Below are 20,462 nucleotides of genomic sequence, written 5' to 3'. Positions count from 1 at the left end.
GGGAACACTCCTGTCCGTCTCGGCGCTTTTACGATACAGGTTGTCGCTCTCGCGTCAACTGTCTATACACGCTTCACTGCGTATGATCGACGGCATGCCGAGACTGTGGAGCGAGACGATCGCCGCGCACCGCGACGCGGTCCGGGACGCCGCTTTGGACGCCACCGCGGCCCTGGTCGCGGAGCGGGGGCTGACCGGCGTGACGATGTCGCAGATCGCCAAGGACGCCGGTATCGGGCGCGCGACGCTGTACAAGTACTTCCCCGACGTCCAGACCATCCTGCTCGCCTGGCACGAACGGCAGATCGACGAGCACCTGATGCGCCTGGTCGAGATCCGCGACCAGGCCGAGGGCCCGGCACGGCGGCTGGAAGCGGTGCTGGCGGCGTACGCGGAGGCCGTCTCGGAGCGGGGGCGGCATGATGACGAGGCCTCCGGCGTGCTGCACAGCGGTGAGCACGTCGCCGCCGCCCACCTGCACCTGCGCGAGTTCGTCGGGGAACTGGTGGCCGACGCGGCAGGCGCGGGAGCCGTGCGCCAGGACATCCCGGCCGGCGAGCTGGCCTCCTACTGCCTCCATGCCTTGGCAGCGGCCGGAACCCTGCACGATCCCGCCGCGATCGGTCGCCTCGTCGATGCCACGCTGACCGGTCTCCGGGGGAACGCCCCCGGATCCTAGGCCTACGTCGAGTCGGTGGAAGGTGGTGGTCAGACGGGGGTGATCGGCAGTGAGCGGCGGGATTGGAAGGTGAAGGCGGCGCCGGCGCTGAAGCGGACGACGGCGACCTCGTCGGCCTCGGTACCGGCTGGTCGCGGCGGGCAGGCAAGTGCCTCGGCTCGTCCCGGGCGGCCGCCTCCGTGATCGCCGGATACCCCGGGTGGCGGTCTCAGACGTCTCCAGACCAGAGCCCGCGGCCTCTTCCGCGTCCGGGTGCCGATCGGAGAGTCTGGGGAGATGGAGAGCGAGGGACTTACCGAGCTTGTCCGCCGGCTTGCCGATGAACAGCGCTGGGATGACCTTCAAGCCCTGTACGACCGGCTCGATGGTGAGAGTCTCCGGTCGACGCCCTCCCCTCCGGAGAGGAAGGTCCGAGGGGAGCACGAACTGGGACGGGCATGGATCGCCCGCATCATGGCCGGGCGCGCGCCCGCTCGGCACGCCGCGCGCATCGTGACCCGGGAGTACGAGGTCGACCCCTGGGAGGCGGCGGAACTCCACGAGGCGCTGGCCATGAGGCCTTGGGCGGAACTCGCCGAGCACCTGGCCCACCGCGAACTGCGGCATCTGGTCGCGCATTCGCGGGTGCTGCGCGGTGAGGACCTGACCGGCGTGTCGACCCTCGACACCGCGGTGTTCGCCGGAGTCCCGTTCGTGCTCCAGCCGTGGGAACGCGTCTGCTGGGATTTCGACTGGTCCATCCGCCACTTCTCCGGGCAGGGTGCCATCGGCTCCCCCAGGCCGTCCTTCCCTCCGGACGGCCTGGAGCTGACCGTGCCGATCGCCAGCACGGATCACACGGGCCTTCAGACCGAGCCCGTCCCCGACGCCTACTGGCTGGAACCCCCGATCACGGTGCGCGGTACGGCCTGGGAGGGGGCGGCGTTCGCGATGTCCACCTGGCCGGAGCCGCCCGCTGAGCCGTACGGCGCGCCGACCGAGTTCGCCGCCGCCTATCCGGATCTGGTCGGCATGGCCGGGGGCGGCGCGGCCTACGGACAGTGGTCGGAGGCGCGCGGACGCGTCGCCATCTGGCGGCTTCTGGCCCGGATCGGCGGCCTCGCCGAGCCCGTCGACGTGGCGGCCATAGCGGACGTCGTCGCCCGCCTGCGCTGCGTGACCTGGCGTCGGCCCGACGACGACATCTGGTTCATGCACCTGGCCATCGAGGACCCGCTCAGCGGACTGACCTGGGTGCTGGACGGTCAGGACTTCGACTGACCCGCGGGCTCGGCGGAGAGGACGAGCCGTCAGACGGGCCTGATCGGGAGGGAACGGCGGGGCTGGAAGGTGAAGGCGGCGCCGGTGCTGAAGCGGACGACGGCGACCTCGTCGGCCTCCGGTGCGGGCTGGTCGCGGCGGACGACGGTCGCCCGCCACTCCTGAGTGCCGAGACCGGTGACCTCGACGTCGAGATGGGGGTCCACGGCGCGGACGACGGTCTGGAGCGCAGTCGTCCACTGGGGGCCGCACAAGGAGATCCAGGCGCCGTCCTCATGTGCCGGGGACGGACGGACGACGACATTCACCCCGTCGAGGTCGGCATAGACGTAGGCCGCGGGATTAAGGATCGGGTGCAGCGCGAGTAGGCGGGCCGCTCCCTCCGCGTCGCGCGGCAGGTCCAACGCTCGGAGGAGCCGTTCCGCGGCGATTCCGGCGATGCCTGCGAGCTGCTTGCGGCGGATGCGGAGCAGTTCCGTGGCGTCGGCGGCGCGCTTGGCCACGGAGAGCGTGAAGGCCCGGTTGAGCAGGTGCATCTGCAGGCAGACCTCGTCGGCGATCCGGGCCAGCGCGGAACGGGAGAAGGCGGCGAAGTCGAGGTCGGAGAGCAGGGGGCCGGAGTAGTCGGCGAGCCCGTCGTCGGCCGGGTCGATCGGCGCGAGGCCGAGGGTCGCGGCGCGGGAGCGCTCGTTGTCGGCGAGGAGCGGGATGCCCTGCGCGTCCGGGTACGACTCGTCGATGATCACTGTCCACGCGCAGTGGGGGTGCCGGTCGGCAGGGCTGCGCGGCGGCCGGTGGATCGGCCGCACCTGGGCCTTCGGATTGGTCGCGACCGCGGTCGCGTCGAAGGTGGGGTCCTCGATGTCGTGGCACATGGACCGGACGTAGTCGTCGCCCATCGGCTCCACGTCCATGAGGGCGCCGCAGTGGTCGAGGTGGAACTCGCCGTGCCACCGGTCGTGCACGGTGTAGCGGAAGTCCATGAACTGGGGCGGAGCGCCGATGTCGAGCTGGAGGCCCTTGAAGATGGTCGGGACGTCGCCTTGTCCGGGTACCTCGGGCGCGTAGCCGAGGGCCCGCTGCATCCGTCTCGTGTAGATCGGGCTCGATGCCGCCCACTCCTCGATCGCGATCCGCGCCATCTCCTCCCTGCCGAAGGCGGAGATGCACCACGCCATCCCGGAGCGGTCGATGAGCTGCCCGATCAGGAGCAGTTCGGGGACGGCGACCGCGAGCTCCTCGCGGGTCAGGCCGGCGTACCGGCCCGGCGGGTGGGCCATCTGCGGATCTCCTTGGTCTTCGGTCGGGCGGAGGTTGCGGAAGGCGGCGACGGACGGCGCCCGGTGCGTCTGGCGGGACGGGGCCGCGTCCTGCGCGCTACCGGTTGCTAGGCCAGGCCGAGCCGCGCGGCCGTCCTGTCCAGGTACTTGACCACCGTCGCCTCGTCGGCGTCCGGTACGCCCCAGATCAGTTCGGAGGCTCCAGCGGCCTCCCAGTCGGCGAAGTCGTCAGGCGCGGGCTTCTTGGCGACGAGGATCCGCACGTCGGGCTCGCCCGCCCGGTCGGCCTCGGCCCACTCCTTGCGCAGGAGGTCGGCCTTCGCGGCGATGCCGGTGTCGGTCGGGGTGGTCATCCAGCCGTCGGCGTTGCGGGCGATCCACTTCATGGTCTTGGGGCCGCCCCCGGCACCGATGATCACCGGGATGCGGCCCTGCGGCGGCTTCGGGTAGGCCCAGCTCGGCCCGAACGACACGAACTCGCCGTCGTAGGAGGCCTCCTCCTCGGTCCACAGGGCGCGCATCGCCTCCAGGTACTCCTTGAGGACGGTGCGCCGCCTCCCCGCGGGGACGTGGTGGTCGGCCAGCTCGTCGGTGTTCCAGCCGAAGCCGGCGCCGATCGTCAGCCGGCCGCCGGACAGGTGGTCGAGCGTCGCGAGCGTCTTGGCGAGGGTGATCGGGTCGGACTCCACCGGCAGCGAGACCGCGGTCGCCAGGCCGATCCGCTCGGTGACCGCGGCGGCGGTCGCCAGCGACACCCACGGGTCGAGGGTGCGCAGGTAGCGGTCGTCGGGCAGCGCCTCGCCGCCGGTGGGGTGCAGCGCCTCGCGGCGCACCGGGATGTGGGTGTGCTCGGGCACGTAGAAGGTGTCGAAGCCGCGCTCCTCCGCGGCCTTCGCGAGGGCGGCCGGCGTGATGCCGCGGTCCGAGGTGAAGAGCACGACTCCGTTGCGCATGGCGTCATAGTAGAACGCGTTCCACTTACTCTGGAAGAGTGACTGGACAGGTGTCCGGACGCCTGCCCGGAGACCGCGGACTCTTGCCGGGTCGCGTAGTCGCGTCTAAGGTGGACACATGTCCAGTCAGGTGACCAGTGAACGCGCCGATACTCGGTAACGCGTTCTATTCCCTTTGCACGCAGCCGCGCCCCCGGGCGTGCACACCCGTGGAGAAGTCATGACTGCTGCCGAGACCGGGGGGACCGGGCCGCTCGCCGCGATCCCCGAGGTGAGCATGGCCCTGGACGACCGGAGTCCCGAGGTCCCCGAGATCATCCGGGGCACGGGGCACCTGCCGGAGATGCGGGTCGACCCGATCGGGCTGTTCCACCGCGTCCGCGAGGAGTGCGGGGACGTCGGGCGCTTCCGGCTCGCCGACAAGGACGTCGTGATGGTCAGCGGGGCCGAGGCGAACGAGGTGTTCTTCCGGGCGCCGGACGGCCGGCTCGACCAGGCCGCCGCGTACCCGTTCATGACGCCGATCTTCGGTAAGGGCGTCGTCTTCGACGCGTCCCCGGAAGAGCGCCAGCAGATGCTGAAGAACCAGGCGCTGCGCGGCGACATGATGCGCGGCCACGCCCAGACCATCGAGGCGGAGATCCGCCGAATGGTCGCGGACTGGGGCGACGAGGGGGAGATCGACCTCCTCGACTTCTTCGCCGAGCTGACCATCTACACCACGTCGGCGTGCCTGATCGGCAGGCCGTTCCGCGAGGAGCTCGACAGCTCGTTCGCGCACCACTACCACGAGCTCGAACGCGGCACCGACGCCATCGCCTACGTCGACGCGTACGCGGAGATCGACGGCTTCCGGCGGCGGGACGAGGCCCGCAAGGAACTGGTCGCCCTGGTCGGGGGGATCATCGACCGGCGCAAGCGGCGGGGCAAGGTGTCCAGGGACCAGCGCGACCTGCTCGACGTCCTCATCTCGCTGGACATGAGCGCCGACTACATCACCGGCATCTTCATCTCGATGATGTTCGCCGGGCACCACACCACCAGCGGCACCGCGTCCTGGGCCATGATCGAGCTCCTGCGCCACCCGGAGATCCTCGCCGACGTGGTCGCGGAGCTCGACGCGCTCTACGCCGACGGGACCGAGGTGTCCTTCCAGGCGCTGAGGTCGATCCCCGTACTGGAATCGGTGCTGAAGGAGACCCTGCGCCTGCACCCGCCGCTGATCATCCTGATGCGGCTGGTCCGCGAGGATTTCGACGTGCTCGGCAGCACCGTCCCCGCCGGGACGCTGATCGCGGCGTCCCCGCGGGTCTCCAACCGGATCGAGGCCGACTTCCCGAAGGCCGAGGACTTCGACCCGGGCCGCTACATCGACCCCCGGCAGGAGGACCTGCAGAACCGCTGGAGCTGGATCCCGTTCGGCGCCGGAAGGCACCGCTGCGTCGGCAACGCGTTCGCGATGATGCAGATGAAGGCGATCTTCTCCGTCGTCCTGCGCGACTTCTCGTTCGAGCCCGTCGAGCCCCTGGACTCCTACCGGGACGACACGTCCAAGATGGTGATCCAGCTCCAGCAGCCCTGCCGGGTCAGGTACCGCCGGCGCGAGGGAAGGTGAGGCCGATGCGCGTGGTCGCCGACACGAGCGTGTGCCAGGGGCACCAGCTCTGCCAGTTGGAGGCCCCCGACGTGTTCGGTTTCGACGCCGAGAACGACGTGGTCGAGGTCCTCGTCGAGCGTCCGGACGAGTCGCGCCGCAAGGACGTGGCGACGGCCGTGAAGTACTGCCCCGCCTTCGCGCTCTCTCTCGAAGAGGATTGAGGAAACGACGTGAGCGACTCCAGCGACCTGACCCGCGCCGAGATCGAGGAGTTCTGGGACTCCTGGCTGGCGGCCAACCGCGAGGCCGAGCGGACCGGCGACTGGCGCGTGCTGGCCGAGTCCTACGCCGAGGACGCGACCTACGGCTGGATGTACAGCCCCGACGAGCACTTCATGGCCGTCGGCCGCGACCAGATCCGGGACTGGGCGATCGGCATCGAGATGGACGGCCTCGACGGCTGGCACTACGACTACCAGGCCACGGTGATCGACGAGAAGAAGGCGATGATCGTCGGCTTCTGGAAGCAGCGCTCGGGGATCGTCAACGACGAGACGGGCCGGGAGTACGAGGTCCTCGGGATCGGCGGCTCCTGGTTCGGTGTGGCGCGGCGGGCCGAGGGGCCCGACGCCGGCCAGATCAAGATCGCCTGGCAGCGCGACTGGTTCGACATGCCCTCGACCGCCCACACGTTCATGCAGATCATCGAGTCCGGCAAGGCGCCCGAGACCCTGCTGAAGCGGATGAAGGTGGCCGGGCACGGCGTCCCCGGCCACTACCGCTACGACGAGCTGACCTCGACGCTGTGGCCACCGCCGGTCGAGCGCGGCGACCACCTCACCCAGGAGCCGGGAGGCTCTCCGGAGGCGGCGCGGTGACCGGTCCCGCGGCCGTCCGCGTCCTGCACGTGGCCACCGGCAACGTCGGCCGCATCGCCCTGGGGCAGCTCATCGAGGACCCCCGCTTCGAGCTGGTCGGGCTGGTCGTGTCGAATCCCGAGAAGGTCGGGCGGGACGCCGGCGAGCTCGCCGGCCTCGACGCGGTCACGGGGGTCGCGGCCACCGCCGACCTGGAGGCGGCGCTCGCCGCACGGCCGGACTGCACCGTCTACTGCGCGATCGGCGAGACCCGGCTGTCCGGCGCCCTGGCCGACATCGGGACGATCCTCGCCGCGGGCAGCAACATCGTCGCCTCCTCGCCGGTGCCGCTGATCTACCCCTGGGGGCTGCTGCCGGACCGCATGATCCGTCCCGTCGAGGACGCCTGCCTGGCGGGCGGGACGAGCCTCTTCGTCACCGGGGTGGACCCCGGCTGGGTCAACGACCTGCTGCCCTTCGCGATCGCGAGCACCTGCCAGCGGGTGGAGAAGGTCGTCTGCTCGGAGATCGCCGACTACGCCACCTACGACGGCGGCCCGGTCCTGTTCGACTTCATGGGCTTCGGCCGCCCCCTGACGGACCTGCCGAAGATCCTGCGGCCGGGGATGCTGGCCGCGTCGTGGGGCGTCAGCCTCCGGATGCTGGCCCGCGGTTTCGGCTTCGAGCTCGACGAGATCACCGAGTGGTACGAGCGGGAGCCGGCGCCGGAGGCGTTCGACGTGGCCGCCGGGCACATCCCCGCGGGCGGGATGGCGGCCGTGCGGTTCCAGATCCGGGGCGTCGCCCGCGGCAGGGAGGTCCTCGTGATCGACCACACGACCAGGCTCCGCGGCGACCTGCGCCCCGACTGGCCGCAGCCGGCGCAGGACGGCGGCTCCTACCGGCTCGAGATCGTCGGCGAACCGTCGTACCGCGTCGACGTCTGCCCGACCAGCGCCAAGGGCGACCACAACTACGCCGCGATCGCCGCGGGCGCCGGGCGCATCGTCAACGCGATCCCCGAGGTCGTCGCGGCGCCGCCGGGCCTGCGGACGCCGCTCGACCTGCCGTTCGGCACCGCCCGCGGCGTCTTCGCGACGGCACTGGCCGACTAGACACCCCCCGACGGAAAGGGCACGAGCGATGGGACGTGTGGACGGGAAGGTCGCCCTGATCAGCGGGGGCGCCCGCGGCATCGGCGCGGCCAGTGCCAGGGCCCTGGCCGCCGAGGGCGCCCGGGTCGTGATCGGCGACCTCCTCGACGAGGAGGGCAAGGCCGTCGCGGACGAGCTGGGCGACGCCGGCCGCTACGTCCACCTCGACGTGACCAGCGCCGAGGACTGGGCGGCGGCCGTCGAGACCGCCGTCCGCGAGTTCGGCGCGCTGCACGTGCTGTTCAACAACGCGGGGATCGCCAACGGCGCGGCGATCCAGCGGTTCAGCACGGAGAAGTGGCAGCAGATCATCGACGTCAACCTCACCGGCCCGTTCCTCGGCATCCGCGCGGCCGCCGACGCGCTGATCGCCGCCGGGGGCGGGTCGATCATCAACAACTCCTCCATCGAGGGCCTGCGCGGCACCTCCTGGGCGCACGGCTACGTGGCCTCGAAGTGGGGGCTGCGCGGCCTGACCAAGTCGGTCGCCGTGGAGCTCGCCCCGCACGGCGTCCGGGTGAACTCGCTGCATCCGGGCCTGATCCGGACGCCGCTCACCGAGGGCATCCCCGACGACATGGTCCCGATCCCGCTCGGACGCCCCGGCCTCCCCGAGGACGTCGCCTCCTTCGTCGTCTTCCTCGCCGGCGACGAGTCGTCCTTCGCCACCGGCTCGGAGTTCGTCGTCGACGGAGGCACCGTCCAGCAGATCCCGCACAAGAGCTGACGCGCGGCCGGCGCTCCACCGCCGTCCGACCGGACCGAGAAACCAGAGACGGACCGATGAACCCACAGACCTCCCCCGGACTGGCCGTCCCCCAGGTCGTCCCCGCCGCGGATCTCCCCGACGACGCCGAGCGGTTCGACGTCGTGGTGGTGGGGTTCGGGATGGCCGGCGGGTGCGCCGCACTGGAGGCCGCGCGCTCGGGGGCCCGGGTGCTGCTGCTGGAGCGGGCCGCCGTCCACGGCGGCACGTCGAGCATGTCCGGCGGGCACTTCTACCTCGGCGGCGGCACCGCGGTGCAGCGCGCCACCGGTCAGGAGGACTCGGTCGAGGCGATGGTGCGCTACCTGACGGCGACCTCCAAGGACCCCGACGAGGGGAAGATCCGGGCCTACTGCGAGGGGTCGGTCGCCCACTTCGAATGGCTGGAGGCGCTGGGCTTCGAGTTCGAGCGGTCCTACTTCCCCGGCAAGGCGGTGATCCAGCCCGGGACCGAGGGCCTGATGTTCACCGGCAACGAGAAGGTGTGGCCGTTCCGCGAGGAGATCCGCCCGGCGCCCCGGGGGCACAAGGTGCCGGTGCCCGGCGACACCGACGGCACGAAGATGGTCATGGACCTGCTGCGCGACCGGGTCGAGGAGGCCGGGGTCGAGGTCCGCTACGAGACCGGCGCGACCAACCTGGTGGTCGACGGCGGCGGTGCGGTCACCGGCGTCGCCTGGAGGAACTTCGACCGGTCCGGAGTCCTCGCGTGCGGCGCGGTGGTGCTCGCGGCCGGCGGCTTCGTGATGAACCCGGACATGGTCGCGGCCTACACGCCGGCGCTCGGCGAGAAGCTGTTCACGCTGGGCAGCACCTATGACGACGGCCTCGGCATCCGGCTGGGGCAGTCGGCCGGAGCCGCGCTGGAGCACATGGACGAGCCCTTCATCACCGCGCCCTTCTACCCGCCGTCCTCGCTGGTGAAAGGCCTCATCGTCAGCAAGCGCGGCGAGCGGTTCGTGGCCGAGGACGGCTACCACGCGCGCACGTCGTACTTCGTCCTCAAGCAGCCGGACGCCGCCGCCTACCTGATCGCCGACAGCGACCACATGGAGGAGCAGCGGATGCCCCTGGTGGTGTTGAAGGACGGCTACGAGACGATCGAGGAGATGGAGGCGGGCCTGGGTCTCCCCTCCGGCTCGCTCGCCGCGACGATGGCGCGGTACAACGAGTACGCCGCGCGAGGCGAGGACCCCGACTTCCACAAGCACCCCGACTGGCTGGCGCCGCAGACCAACGGCCCCTGGGGCGTCTACGACCTCACCTTGGGCACCGCCCTCTACGCCGGCTTCACGCTCGGCGGCATGGCCACGACGGTGGACGGCGAGGTGCGGCGGGAGGACGGGTCGGTCATCGGCGGGCTCTACGCGGCCGGAGCCTGCGCGTCCAACATCGCGCAGGACGGCGCCGGCTACTGCTCGGGGACCCAGCTCGGCGAGGGGTCGTTCTTCGGACGCAGGGCCGGACTCGCCGCCGCCGCACGGGGGCGCGGCACAGCGCGATGAAGGCGAGATGGGTCGCTCCGCCACCGGAGGCGGCCGGGAATGTCGGCGCCGTCGCCTAACCTCTCGGCATCCGAGCAGCGGGAGGTGGGATGGCCACGTTCGTCTTCGTACACGGCGCCGGCGATGTCGGCTGGTACTGGCATCTGGTGGAAGCCGAGCTGCGTGCGCGCGGGCACGAGGCCGTCTCGCCGGACCTCCCCTGCGACGACGACTCGGTCGGCCTGGTCGAGTACGCGGACGCCGTGGTCGAAGCGGTCGGCGACCGGACCGATCTGGTCGTGGTCGCGCAGTCGTTCGGCGGCTTCACTGCCCCGCTCGTCTGCGACCGGGCGGCGGTTCGGATGCTCGTCCTGGTCGCGCCCATGATCCCGGTTCCCGGGGAGTCGCCCAGCGACTACTGGGCCAACACCGGATACGGCCAGGAGGAGCGGGAGAGCTACGACGGCACCATCGCCGTGTTCTACCAGGACGTCCCGGCGGAGCTCGCGGAGGAGGCGATGCGGCGGTCGCGGTCCCAGTCCGAGGCCCGCATGGGGGAACCGTCGCCGCTGCGGGCCTGGCCCGACGTCCCCACGCGGGTGCTGATCTGCCGCGACGACCGCCTGTTCCCCGCCGGCTACCTGCGCCGCGTCGCCCGCGAGCGCCTGGGCGTCACCCCCGACGAGATCGACGGCGGGCACACACCCGCGCTGAGCCGACCTCGCGAACTGGCCGACCGCCTTGAGGCCTACGCCGCCGAGCAGGGCCTCCACGGCGACCCCCGGACGAGCGCTTCCCGATGATGAGGGCGCGGTCGCCAGGCCGCCCCGAACACCGGTCGGGTCACGCGGCGGCCGGCCGTTCGCGGCGACTCATCTGGCCGCGGGCTTCAGGCGGTCTGCCACGCGCAGGAGGACCGGCCAGGTCTTCGGCCCGACGATCCCGTCGTCGTCGACATGGCCCCAGCGCTGCACCGCCTTCACGGCCGCCTCGGTCGCGGCGTCGAACGTGCCGTTGATGGAGACCTCGGGGTGGCTGCGCGCCAGCAGCAGCCCCTGCACCGTCTCCACGTCCTCGCCGGTGGCACCTCTGGCGAGCATCGGGAGGTTCCTCACCATGTTCTCCGTCCAGTCGTAGGCGGGCCGTCCGTAACCGGCGATGACGCCGGAGTCCCTGACGCGGCGCCTCACCGAGTCGCTCGTGTTGCCCTCGATCGTCTGCAGCCGCCCGCCGCCGAGGACCTTCTCGACGACGCCGACATGGTCGATCGCGCCGATGCTGTTGGTGGCGCCCCAGTCGAAGAACACGATGTCGCCGGGCTTCGCCTGGTCGACGCTCGCGGTCGTCCCGCTGTGCCAGCGTCCGGCCTTCTGGAAGTCCTGCGCGTGCCACACGGTGTAGGCGCGGTCCCCGCCCGGCAGGACGGCGCTCGCGTTCCCGCTGTGGCGCGCCCAGTAGGTGATGGCCATGTCGCACCAGGACGCCCTGAGGAACTCGTTCCCGTGCCTGGCCGCGTACTCCCGCGTGATCGTGTTCGGGCGGCCCGACATCCCGAGCGACTTGCGGGCCGCGGCGATCATCTTCGCCGCGGTCATCGCTCCTCCTCCTCGCCGACCGGCGGGCCGCGGAAGAACCCGTCGCGGTCCGGCGGGCCGTAGAGCCTTTCGAGGACGTCCTGCTCGTCGGGTTCGGTGGCCCGGTGGACGTCGGGGTTCACGTCCACCTCGTCCATGTGCTCTATCTCCTGGTCCATGAGGGTCTCCTGGTTCGCTCGCGCACGTCCGGCTTCGCGAGACCGCCGACCGCGGCGATGGTGACGGTTCCGGCACCGTCCGTCACATCGAGTCTGCGTCGGGGCGGGGGCGTTCCCATCCAGCCGATCAGGGACAGATCTGTGGCCTGACCAGCAGTTCTTGCGCTCGTCCACGGCTCGGCGCCGGCCCGCGCCGACGGGGCGGCGGCCAAAGATCGCAAGCGTGCCTTCGGCGGCCCGGCGTCCGGCTACGGTGAGCGGACTACCTCTGGGAGAGCGGGAGCGCAGGGTGGCAGGCAACGAGCACGAATCGATCGTCCAGATCCGCGACGACGTCCCGGCGTCCGCCCGGGTGTACGGATGGGCACTGGGCGGCAAGGACAACTACCAGGTCGACCGCGACTTCGCGTTGAAGACGGCGCCGGCCTTCCCCGAGTCGATCGACATCACCCGGCAGAACCGGCTGTTCCTGTACCGGGCGGTGCGCTACCTGGCGGCCGAGGCCGGGATCCGGCAGTTCCTGGACATGGGGTGCGGGCTGCCGACCGACAACAACGTCCACCAGGTCGCCCAGCGGTTCGCGCCGGACGCCCGCGTCGTCTACGTCGACCACGACCCCATCGTGCTCGCGCACGCCCGCGCGCTGCTGGGCGGCGACGGGTCCACCGTCGTCATCACCGCCGACTTCCGCGACACGCAGGCCATCCTGGCCGAGCCCGAGGTCGAGCGCCTGATCGACTTCGACGAGCCGCTGGCGGTGCTGTTCCTGTCGGTCGGCCACCACCTCACCGACGCCGACGACCCGCGCGGGATCATCCGCACGGTGATGGACCGGGCGGTGCCCGGCAGCCACCTCGCGTTCTCCCAGATCGTGTGCTCCGACCCCGACCGCGCCGCTGACCTGAACGCCCGGATGAGCGCGGCCGGCATCCCGTGGCAGAACCGCACCCGCGACGAGGTCGACGCGCTCCTGACCGACGGCCTGGAGCCGGTCGAGCCCGGCCTGGTCAACCTGATGCAGTGGCGGCCCGACCCCGACCAGCCGCCCCTGCCCCCCGTCCCGGAGGAGCTCACCCCCTTCGTCGGGGCCTCCAAGATGGGACGCGACTTCTGCGAGTACGGCGGCGTCCTCCGCAAGCCGTGAACGGCGGCGGAGAACCACCGGGCCCGGCCACCCGCGCGGGTGGCCGGGCCCGGTCGTCTCATTCCAGGGCCAGCAGCAGGGCGGCGGACCAGCTGAAGTTGGTCGAGTTCAGCGGGGCGCCCGTCAGCGGGTTGTAGTTCTCCATGATCGGTCCGTCTCCGAGCAGGCCCGACGCCGAGCCGCGCAGGCGGTCGGCCAGAGCGGACGCGTCGGCGCGGTAGCCGTACCTCTCCAGGCCCTTCAGGGAGAAGTAGGCCTGGTCGAGCCAGACGGGGCCGCGCCAGTACTTCTCCGGGGCGAAGTACGGCGAGCTCTTCGACACCGTCGCGAACGGCATCGGGGTGGCGAACTCGTCCGGATCGGTGAGCCTGCCGCGGACGGCGGCGGCCTGCGGGCCCGTCGCGACGCCCGCCCACAGCGGGATCGCGCCCTCGATGCCGCGGCCCCGGTCGGTGAGGCGCCGGCCCGACGCGAGGTCGGTGTCGTAGAAGAAGCCGGTCGCCGGGTCGTACATCTGCGTCCGGATCGCGGCGGTCAGCGTCCGCGCCTGCGCGGTCAGGCGCCGGGCCGCCGCCCGGTCGCCGAGCCGCCGCGCGATCGCCGCGAGGTAGCCCTTCTCGGCGGCGAGGTAGGAGTTGAGGTCGACGGACTCCTGGTTCAGGGAGTAGCCGACGACCCGTCCGGCGGCGTCCCGGTTCTCGACGACGGCGGTGCCGAGCGCGGCGTCGAAGCGCGGGGCGTTGTCCATGCCGCTCTCCCACGCGGCGGCCTGCCGCCGCGCCTCGCCCGTGTCGTTGGCCGGGTCGACGGTGGCGCCGTACTCGGCGAGGCCGTCGTGGTCGTGGTCCCGGTTGCGGTACCACCAGTCGTGGTAGGCGAGGAGCTTCGGGTACATCTCGCGCAGGAACCGGACGTCGCCGCTTCGCCGGTACGTCTCCCAGACCGCCCACGCGGCCAGCGGGGGCTTGGTGTTGCGCTCGTTCCAGTTGCCGCCCCCGCGGGCCGGGTCGTTGTAGAAGAGGCAGTCGGGGATCATGCCGGCGTCCTGCGGCCGGGTCCGCGAGGCCGCGGTGACCTGGTGGTCGAACATCGACCTGATCTGCGACTCGGCGAGCACCGGGTCGAAGCGGGCCACGCCGACCGCCTGCTTCCAGGTGTCCCAGGCCCAGAAGCCGCCGGTGAACCACTTGTAGGAGATCGACGGCGTGACGCCGCCGTGTTCGAGCCTCCCGGCCGGGCCGCGCCAGTTGGTGACGAGGGTTTCGAGCGCCTTGACCGCGAGGCGCCGCCGCCCGGCGGGCACGCCGTCGGTGACGTCCACGACGTACCCGCGCCAGCGGGCGTCGGTGTGACCGATCGCCTTGCCGGGGCGGCGCAGCAGGTCGCGGACGACCGGGGCCTCCCGTTCGCGTTCGGCGGCGGTGAAGGTGTAGGTCTCGGCCCAGGTCAGCGTGGACGAGCGGCGCGGCGCGAGGGTGAGCGGCCGCGCCAGGCCGGTGCGGTAGGAGTCGCCGGTGACGGTGGTGCGGACCGGCTCGGCGTGGGTCACCTCGAACCGCTCGGTGCCGTCGGTGAGGTAGTCCCACTGCTCGCGGACGCGGGCGAAGCCGACCTCGACTCCGCGCGGCGTGGCGCGCAGGGACGGCGCGCTCTTCATCGGCTCGTCGTCCGGGCGCAGGAGCGATCCGCTCCAGCCGACCTCCACCGTCCGGGTGCCGGACCCGGTGTTGGCGACGGACGCGCGGACGAGCGCGCTGTGCCCGGAGGCGAAGCGCAGTTCGAGGGTGAGCCGCAGGCCGGGGAGGTCGTAGACCTGGCGCAGCATCCCGGGCAGCGCGGTGAGCCGGGGTGCGCCGGCGGCGCCGAGGTCGAGGTCACGGCCGTCCGCGCGCAGGCTGATGCGGCTGAACGCCTTGCTCAGCCACCACGGGTATTCCTGGGCGATGTAGAGCGGCCCGGAGAATCCGCCGTACGCGTCCTTGTCGCCTGGCCCTGGCAGGGCGTAGGCGTGCCAGGCGCCGCGGTCGCTGAACACGTTGACGTCGTTGACCTCCGCGGGCAGGGCGTTGGCCGGGACGCCGTGCATGTCGAGCACGTCGGCGTAGCCTTCCGGGCCCGTGGTCTCCGCCGCGGCGGACGCCGGCACGGCGGTGGTGATGAGGGCGGAGCCGAGCGTCAGCCCGGCCAGGACGTTGCGCGATCGTCGCATGATCACCTCTCGGGGTGGGGGTGGGCCGTCCTGAGCACCGCCGCCCCGAGCGGGGGCAGCCGCAGCGCGTCCCGCACGGCGGCACCGGACAGGAGGTCGACGCCGGCCGGGACGGGGACGTCCGTCTCGGCGTCGCGGTGGTTGAGCAGGAAGAGGTAGGACGCGCCGGGCCCGTCGCGGCGGATCGCCTCGACCCCGGCCGGGACGTCGAGCACCGGCCGGACGCCGGCGTCGGCGAATGCCTCGTCCAGCACGTGGCCGATGCCGTCGCCCAGATGGCAGCTCACGTACCAGGCCCGGCCCGCGCCGTGCGCGTTGCGGGTGACGGCCGGGCGCCCGGCGAGCGCACCGGGGCCGTAGACGGCCGCGGTCTCCGCTCCGGCCGTCTCCAGCCACTCGCTCCAGAGCGTTGCCTGGAACGTGCGGTCGCCCCACGCCACATCGACGGACGCGCCGTCAGGGACGGGCCAGAACTCGTCGACGACTACTCCGAGCACGTCCCGGAGCGGTGCCGGGTAGCCGCCCAGGTGCACATGGTCGTGGTCGTCGACGATGCCGCTGAAGAAGCCGCAGACCAGGCGGCCACCGCCCGCGACGTACGAGCCGAGCCAGGCGGCCGTCGCGTCGCTCACCATGTAGAGGTTGGGCAGCAGCACGACCCGGTACGGCGCCAGATCCGCGCCCCGAGGGACGAAGTCGACGGTCACATTGCGCGCGTACGCGGCCCCGTACCAGGACAACGTCAGGTCCTTGAGCCGGAGCCTGGACGAGGGGTGGTCGTCCAGTTCCAGGGCCCACCAGGACTCCCAGTCCAGGACGATCGCGACATCGGCCGTGGTTCGGGTACCGGCGATCTCGGCGAGCCGCGCGAGGTCGCGGCCGAGGCGGACGGTCCGGTCCCATTGCGGCGAGCCCGTGCCGCGATGCGGCAGGAGCGCGCTGTGGAACTTCTCGGCCCCGGCGCGCGACGCCCGCCACTGGAAGTGCAGGACGCCGTCCGCGCCGCGCGCCACCGCCTGGAGGGACCACAGCCTGCCCAGCGCGGGCGGCTTCGGCACGTTGACCGGGCGCCAGCTCACCGCCGACGGCGCCTGCTCCATGAGCAGCCAAGGCCGCCCGCCCTTCAGCGAGCGCATCAGGTCGAAGTTCATCGCGGCGTTCACGTGCGCCGCCGGGTCGGCCGGGTCGGGATAGGCGTCGTCGGACACGACGTCCTCGTGCGCCGCCCACTTCCAGTAGTCCAGCGGCTTGAACATCGACATGAAGTTCGTCGTCACCGGGAGGCCCCCGCCGTCCTCGTCCAGGACGGCCTTCTCCGCCAGGTAGCAGCCGAGCAGGGCGTCGGAGCAGAACCGGCGCCAGTCGAGCAGCTGCGTCGGGTTCACCGGTCCGGGCGCGGTGCGCGGCGGCTCGATCTCCTCCCACCGGCCGTAGCGCTGCGACCAGAAGTCGGTCGCCCAGGCGCGGTTCAGCTCCGCGACGCCGCCGTACCGCTCCCGCAGCCAGGACCGGAAGCCGGCCGCGGACGCCGCGCAGAAGCACTCGGTCACGTGGTCGCCGTACTCGTTGTGGACGTGCCACAGCACGACCGCCGGATGGCCGCGGTACCGCCGAGCGATCATCCGGGCCAGCCGCGCCGCCGACTCCCGGTAGACGGGCGAGGAGGGGCAGTAGTGCTGCCGGGACCCGAACTCCAGCCGGACCCCGTCCGCCGTGACGGGCAGGACCTCCGGATGGGCGCGCACCAGCCACGCGGGCGGCGACGCGGTGGCGGTGGCGAGGTCGGCGGCCACGCCGTGCGCGGCGAGCAGGTCCAGCAGCCGGTCGAGCCACCCGAAGTCCCATTCGTCCGGGCCGGGTTGCAGCCGCGCCCACGAGAACACGCCGACCGTGACCAGGTTGACCCCGGCCTCGTTCATCAGCCGGACGTCCTCCGCCCAGACCTCCTCGGGCCACTGCTCGGGGTTGTAGTCCCCGCCATAAAGCAGCCCTGGCACCCCAATGGAAGTCACCCCTGCTCCTTGCGGGGGGACGACCCCCCGCACCCCCCGGTTCGCTTCGCTCATCCCTGTTCCTTGCGGGGGGACGACCCCCCGCACCCCCCGGTTCGCTTCGCTCATCCTTTGACCGCCCCTCCCAAGAGCCCCGACACGAACTGCTTCTGGAACAGGAAGAAGATGGCCATCAGCGGGAGCGTCGCCAGGAAGGAGCCGAGGATCAGGCCCGTGTAGTCGACGTGGCTCTGGCCGATGAGCGTGTACAGCGCGACCGGCGCGGTGTACTTGTCCTCGGTGTTCAGCATCAGCAGCGGCCACAGGAAGGCGTTCCACTGCGTCATGAAGGTGAAGATGACCAGCGCGCCGAACTGGGGCCGGACCACCGGCAGGACGACCCGGTAGAAGATGTGCAGGTCGCCCGCCCCGTCGATGCGGGCCGACTCGATCAGCTCGTCCGGGAAGCCGAGGAACGCCTGGCGCATCAGGAAGATGCCGAACGAGTTGGCCAGGAACGGCAGGATGACCGCCTGGTAGGTGTCGACCCATCCGAGGCTCGCCATCATCTGGAACAGCGGGACGAGCAGGACCTGGAACGGGATCATCATGGTCGCCAGCACCGCGCCGAGGAGCAGCCGCCGTCCCCGGAACCGGTACTTGGCCAGCGCGTACCCGCACATCGCGGAGACCAGCGAGCTGAGCACGGTGTAGACGACGGCGACGCCCGCGCTGTTGAGCATGACCCGGCCGAAGCCGATGCTGTGCTCCAGTTCCACCAGGTTGTGCAGGAAGCGCCCGCCCGGCAGGAACGGCGGCGGGGACGCGAACAGCTCGGAGTCGTCGCGGGTGGAGGCGACCACCATCCAGTAGAACGGCGCCGCGCTGACGACCGCGCCGGCCAGGAGCAGCAGCGAGGCGAGCACCCGGCCCGCCCCGGGACGGCCCTTTCCTCGGGCGGCGGGGCTCACCGGGACGCCTCCTTCCCGAAGAAGCGGAACTGGGCGTAGGAGATCAGCCCGATGACCGCGACGACGACCCAGGAGATGGCGGCCGCGTAGCCGAAGTCGAGCTGCTCGAAGCCGACCTTGTACAGGTAGAGGACGGGCGTGGTGGTGGCGTTGCCGGGTCCGCCGCCGGTCAGCACGTAGTTCTCGTCGAAGAGCTGGAGCGTTCCGATCGTCGAGGTCACCGAGCAGAACAGGATGACGGGGCGCAGCTGCGGCATGACCACCCGGACGAAGGTGGTGACGGCTCCGGCGCCGTCGATGGCGGCCGCCTCGTACTGCTCCCGGCCGATCGCCTGGAGCCCGGCGAGCAGGATGACCGCGTTGTAGCCCGTCCACCGCCAGGTGATCGAGCCGATCAGCGCCAGCCGCGCCCAACCGGGGCCGTTCAGCCAGTCGACGGCGGGCAGGCCCACCGCGTCGAGCAGCTGGTTCACCAGGCCGCCGTCGGTCTTGAGCAGGACGCGGAACACCACCGAGTAGGCGACCAGCATCGTGACGGCGGGCAGGAAGTAGGCGATGCGGAAGCCCGAGCGGAGCCGCAGCCAGGACTGGTTCAGCCCGAACGCCAGCAGCAGCGCCAGCCCGATCATGACCGGGACCTGGACGAGCAGGATCAGGCCGGTGTTGCGCAGCGCGGCCCAGAAGACGGGGTCCGCCGCCATGCGGCGGTACTGGGCGAGCCCGACCCAGGTCGTCACGCCGTCGCGGTCGGCGGTGAAGCTCTGGTAGAGGCCGGCCAGCAGCGGATAGGCGAAGAAGAACGCCAGCAGCGCCGCCGCCGGGCCCGCGAAGACCCACGGCGTGGTCCGGCGGCGCCACCGCTCCCGCCACCGGGGCGGCGGCGCGTCCGGCCGGTCCGCCGAGGCGGCTCCGGCCTTCCGTTTCGTCACGTCGACGGCCACGGCGTCACCCGGCGATCGGCCGGCCGGTCGCGGCGGCGATCTGCTTGGCCGCCGAGCCCAGGGCCTTCGCCGGGTCGTCCCCGTGCAGCACGATTCCGGAGACGGTGCGGAGGACGACGTCCCGCGCCTTGGGGGCGTCCTTGGTGATCTCGATCGGCGGGACCTTGTTCGCGAGGTCGGCGAACGTCGCGAAGACGGGCCGGTCCCCGTAGTAGGGCTGCGGCGCGGTGACGAACGGGTCCTTCAGCGCGGGCAGGTAGGCGGGGAACAGGCCCTCGTTCTTCAGCATGGACACCTGGTTGGCGGTGTCGGCGAGGGCGAACTCGATGAACGCCCACGCCGTCCGCGCGTTCGCGCTGCGGCCGCTGACCGCGAGCGTCGACCCGCCGTCGTTGGACGTCCGCACCCCGCCCTGGTCGAACGCGGGCAGCGGCACGACCCCGAACTTGCCCTTCAGTTCGGGCATCTCGTCGGTGAGGGTGCCCGACCACCACACCGCGTAGGGGGTGGTGGCGACCTTGCCCGCCTTGGTCGCGGAGACCAGGCCGTCCCAGCCCTTCTCGAAGGCGACGAGGTCCTTGTCGGCGAGCGTCTTGAGCAGCGTCGCGGCGCGGACGGCCTCCCGGTCGGCGACGGCGATCTTTCCGTCGCGGATGTAGCCCTGCCCCTGCTGCTGGAGCAGCATCGGGAACATGCTGTCCTCCTGCGGGTCCATGACGAGGAGCTTCCTGCCGGTCCTGGCCTTGATCTGCTCGCCGGCGCGGACGTAGTCGTCCCAGGTCGCGATGCCCGCCGGGTCGACGCCGGCCTTCTCGAACATGTCGGCGCGGTAGTAGAGCGCGCAGGGTCCGCCGTCCCAGGGCAGGGCGAAGACCTTGCCGTGCCCGTCGGTGACGTCCTTCCACGCGGCGCGGGCGAACTCGGCCTCGCGGGCGCCGGCGAGCGGGGTCAGGTCGTACAGCCCGCCGGGGAAGGCGCCGATGTAGCCGGGCAGCCGCGTGCCCTCGATGGTGAGGACGTCGGGCAGGCCCTTCCCCGACTTCAGCCCCACGGTGATCTTGTCGTAGGCGTTGTCGTAGCCGATGTCGACGACGTCGACGCTCGTCCCGGGATGGCGCTGCTCGAAGGCGGGGGCGAGCCGCTTCAGCGCCTTCGCCGCGACGTCCCACGACCAGACGCTGACCTTCCCTTCGATCTTGGCCTGCGCGCCCGCGCTGAGCGCGGGCCCCGCCTTCTTCGCGCCGCCTCCGGTGGCGCAGCCGCTCGCGCCGAGCAGCGCCGAGACGGCTCCGGCGACTCCGGCGGTCAGGACGGTCCGGCGTCCGATGATCGACCGTTCGGGGTTGGTCGCCATCTTGCCTCCCCAGGAGATTCGGGATAATTCTGTATACAGCACACTGCATCATGTGTTTTCGTCAAGAGG

At 71.7% G+C, this 20,462-nt stretch carries 19 protein-coding genes; 10 read left to right on the top strand and 9 right to left on the bottom strand.

The window, feature by feature from the left end:
• Positions 1–94 precede the first annotated feature (94 nt).
• Together AB0C21_RS11950 and AB0C21_RS11945 are read left to right on the top strand one after the other, a co-directional pair.
• Positions 95–679 (top strand): TetR/AcrR family transcriptional regulator, encoded by a 585-nt coding sequence (locus AB0C21_RS11950; protein ID WP_500204025.1) that lies wholly within the window; start codon positions 95–97, stop codon positions 677–679.
• 453 nt (positions 680–1,132) lie between these two features.
• The gene (locus AB0C21_RS11945; protein WP_500204024.1) at positions 1,133–1,939 is read left to right on the top strand and encodes a hypothetical protein; all 807 of its coding nucleotides are present in this window, start codon (positions 1,133–1,135) and stop codon (positions 1,937–1,939) included.
• Between the two features lie 29 nt (positions 1,940–1,968).
• On the opposite strand, the gene AB0C21_RS11940 is transcribed toward AB0C21_RS11945, so the two are convergent.
• The gene (locus tag AB0C21_RS11940) at positions 1,969–3,219 is read right to left on the bottom strand and encodes a hypothetical protein (RefSeq protein WP_500204023.1); all 1,251 of its coding nucleotides are present in this window, start codon (positions 3,217–3,219) and stop codon (positions 1,969–1,971) included.
• 107 nt (positions 3,220–3,326) lie between these two features.
• Entirely contained in the window at positions 3,327–4,172 is an 846-nt protein-coding gene (locus AB0C21_RS11935; protein WP_500204022.1) for an LLM class F420-dependent oxidoreductase, read from the bottom strand.
• 220 nt (positions 4,173–4,392) lie between these two features.
• On the opposite strand from AB0C21_RS11935, the gene AB0C21_RS11930 reads away from it, so the two are divergent.
• The 7 genes from AB0C21_RS11930 (at position 4,393) to AB0C21_RS11900 (ending at position 10,833) form a co-directional block, all read left to right on the top strand.
• Positions 4,393–5,787, top strand: a complete 1,395-nt coding sequence (locus tag AB0C21_RS11930; protein WP_500204021.1) for a cytochrome P450 — start codon at positions 4,393–4,395, stop codon at positions 5,785–5,787.
• Between the two features lie 5 nt (positions 5,788–5,792).
• Positions 5,793–5,990 (top strand): ferredoxin, encoded by a 198-nt coding sequence (locus tag AB0C21_RS11925; RefSeq protein ID WP_500204020.1) that lies wholly within the window; start codon positions 5,793–5,795, stop codon positions 5,988–5,990.
• A 9-nt stretch (positions 5,991–5,999) separates the two neighbouring features.
• Entirely contained in the window at positions 6,000–6,647 is a 648-nt protein-coding gene (locus AB0C21_RS11920) for a nuclear transport factor 2-like protein (protein WP_500204019.1), read from the top strand.
• Positions 6,644–7,741 carry an NAD(P)H-dependent amine dehydrogenase family protein gene (locus tag AB0C21_RS11915; protein WP_500204018.1) on the top strand — a complete coding sequence of 366 codons (1,098 nt, stop codon included), beginning with the start codon at positions 6,644–6,646 and terminating at the stop codon, positions 7,739–7,741. Before AB0C21_RS11920 ends, AB0C21_RS11915 begins: the two co-directional genes overlap by 4 nt.
• A 28-nt stretch (positions 7,742–7,769) precedes the next feature.
• Positions 7,770–8,507, top strand: a complete 738-nt coding sequence (locus AB0C21_RS11910) for a glucose 1-dehydrogenase (protein WP_500204017.1) — start codon at positions 7,770–7,772, stop codon at positions 8,505–8,507.
• Positions 8,508–8,563: 56 nt separating this feature from the next.
• Entirely contained in the window at positions 8,564–10,051 is a 1,488-nt protein-coding gene (locus AB0C21_RS11905; protein ID WP_500204016.1) for an FAD-binding protein, read from the top strand.
• An 89-nt stretch (positions 10,052–10,140) separates the two neighbouring features.
• Positions 10,141–10,833 carry an alpha/beta hydrolase gene (locus AB0C21_RS11900; protein WP_500204015.1) on the top strand — a complete coding sequence of 231 codons (693 nt, stop codon included), beginning with the start codon at positions 10,141–10,143 and terminating at the stop codon, positions 10,831–10,833.
• A gap of 69 nt (positions 10,834–10,902) precedes the next feature.
• On the opposite strand, the gene AB0C21_RS11895 is transcribed toward AB0C21_RS11900, so the two are convergent.
• Both AB0C21_RS11895 and AB0C21_RS11890 read right to left on the bottom strand, forming a co-directional pair.
• Entirely contained in the window at positions 10,903–11,625 is a 723-nt protein-coding gene (locus tag AB0C21_RS11895; RefSeq protein WP_500204014.1) for a peptidoglycan-binding protein, read from the bottom strand.
• Positions 11,622–11,783, bottom strand: coding sequence for a hypothetical protein (locus tag AB0C21_RS11890; RefSeq protein ID WP_500204013.1), 162 nt, complete (start codon positions 11,781–11,783; stop codon positions 11,622–11,624). The genes AB0C21_RS11895 and AB0C21_RS11890 overlap by 4 nt, the downstream gene beginning before the upstream one ends.
• A gap of 289 nt (positions 11,784–12,072) precedes the next feature.
• Between AB0C21_RS11890 and AB0C21_RS11885 the strand changes: the two genes are divergently transcribed.
• Entirely contained in the window at positions 12,073–12,927 is an 855-nt protein-coding gene (locus tag AB0C21_RS11885) for an SAM-dependent methyltransferase (RefSeq protein WP_500204012.1), read from the top strand.
• Between the two features lie 58 nt (positions 12,928–12,985).
• Here the strand turns inward: AB0C21_RS11885 and AB0C21_RS11880 are convergent, their stop codons facing one another.
• The 5 genes from AB0C21_RS11880 to AB0C21_RS11860 form a co-directional block, all read right to left on the bottom strand.
• Positions 12,986–15,136, bottom strand: coding sequence for an MGH1-like glycoside hydrolase domain-containing protein (locus AB0C21_RS11880; RefSeq protein WP_500204011.1), 2,151 nt, complete (start codon positions 15,134–15,136; stop codon positions 12,986–12,988).
• Positions 15,137–15,138: 2 nt separating this feature from the next.
• A complete protein-coding gene (locus AB0C21_RS11875) occupies positions 15,139–17,148 on the bottom strand; it encodes a beta-galactosidase (RefSeq protein WP_500204010.1) in 2,010 nt (669 codons plus the stop codon).
• A gap of 104 nt (positions 17,149–17,252) precedes the next feature.
• Positions 17,253–18,098, bottom strand: coding sequence for a carbohydrate ABC transporter permease (locus tag AB0C21_RS11870; protein ID WP_500204009.1), 846 nt, complete (start codon positions 18,096–18,098; stop codon positions 17,253–17,255).
• Positions 18,095–19,039: a carbohydrate ABC transporter permease gene (locus tag AB0C21_RS11865; RefSeq protein ID WP_353820635.1), complete on the bottom strand. Its 945-nt coding sequence runs from the start codon at positions 19,037–19,039 to the stop codon at positions 18,095–18,097. The genes AB0C21_RS11870 and AB0C21_RS11865 overlap by 4 nt, the downstream gene beginning before the upstream one ends.
• Before the next feature lie 4 nt (positions 19,040–19,043).
• Positions 19,044–20,393 (bottom strand): ABC transporter substrate-binding protein, encoded by a 1,350-nt coding sequence (locus AB0C21_RS11860; RefSeq protein ID WP_500204008.1) that lies wholly within the window; start codon positions 20,391–20,393, stop codon positions 19,044–19,046.
• Between the last annotated feature and the right edge of the window lie 69 nt (positions 20,394–20,462).

The organism is Spirillospora sp. NPDC049024, from assembly GCF_040649235.1.
Lineage (GTDB): Bacteria > Actinomycetota > Actinomycetes > Streptosporangiales > Streptosporangiaceae > Spirillospora.
The sequence above is the reverse complement of the archived record's forward strand: the minus strand, read 5'-3'. Positions and strand labels throughout refer to the sequence as shown.

Bases quoted from the DNA above. Each gene is read 5' to 3' on its own strand.
- AB0C21_RS11860 (WP_500204008.1), bottom strand. From the start codon at position 20,393: ATGGCGACCAACCCCGAACGGTCGATCATCGGACGCCGGACCGTCCTG.
- AB0C21_RS11905 (WP_500204016.1), top strand. From the start codon at position 8,564: ATGAACCCACAGACCTCCCCCGGACTGGCCGTCCCCCAGGTCGTCCCC.
- AB0C21_RS11940 (WP_500204023.1), bottom strand. From the start codon at position 3,219: ATGGCCCACCCGCCGGGCCGGTACGCCGGCCTGACCCGCGAGGAGCTC.
- AB0C21_RS11910 (WP_500204017.1), top strand. From the start codon at position 7,770: ATGGGACGTGTGGACGGGAAGGTCGCCCTGATCAGCGGGGGCGCCCGC.
- AB0C21_RS11890 (WP_500204013.1), bottom strand. From the start codon at position 11,783: ATGGACCAGGAGATAGAGCACATGGACGAGGTGGACGTGAACCCCGAC.
- AB0C21_RS11880 (WP_500204011.1), bottom strand. From the start codon at position 15,136: ATGCGACGATCGCGCAACGTCCTGGCCGGGCTGACGCTCGGCTCCGCC.
- AB0C21_RS11935 (WP_500204022.1), bottom strand. From the start codon at position 4,172: ATGCGCAACGGAGTCGTGCTCTTCACCTCGGACCGCGGCATCACGCCG.
- AB0C21_RS11930 (WP_500204021.1), top strand. From the start codon at position 4,393: ATGACTGCTGCCGAGACCGGGGGGACCGGGCCGCTCGCCGCGATCCCC.
- AB0C21_RS11895 (WP_500204014.1), bottom strand. From the start codon at position 11,625: ATGACCGCGGCGAAGATGATCGCCGCGGCCCGCAAGTCGCTCGGGATG.
- AB0C21_RS11900 (WP_500204015.1), top strand. From the start codon at position 10,141: ATGGCCACGTTCGTCTTCGTACACGGCGCCGGCGATGTCGGCTGGTAC.
- AB0C21_RS11945 (WP_500204024.1), top strand. From the start codon at position 1,133: ATGGCCGGGCGCGCGCCCGCTCGGCACGCCGCGCGCATCGTGACCCGG.
- AB0C21_RS11950 (WP_500204025.1), top strand. From the start codon at position 95: ATGCCGAGACTGTGGAGCGAGACGATCGCCGCGCACCGCGACGCGGTC.
- AB0C21_RS11925 (WP_500204020.1), top strand. From the start codon at position 5,793: ATGCGCGTGGTCGCCGACACGAGCGTGTGCCAGGGGCACCAGCTCTGC.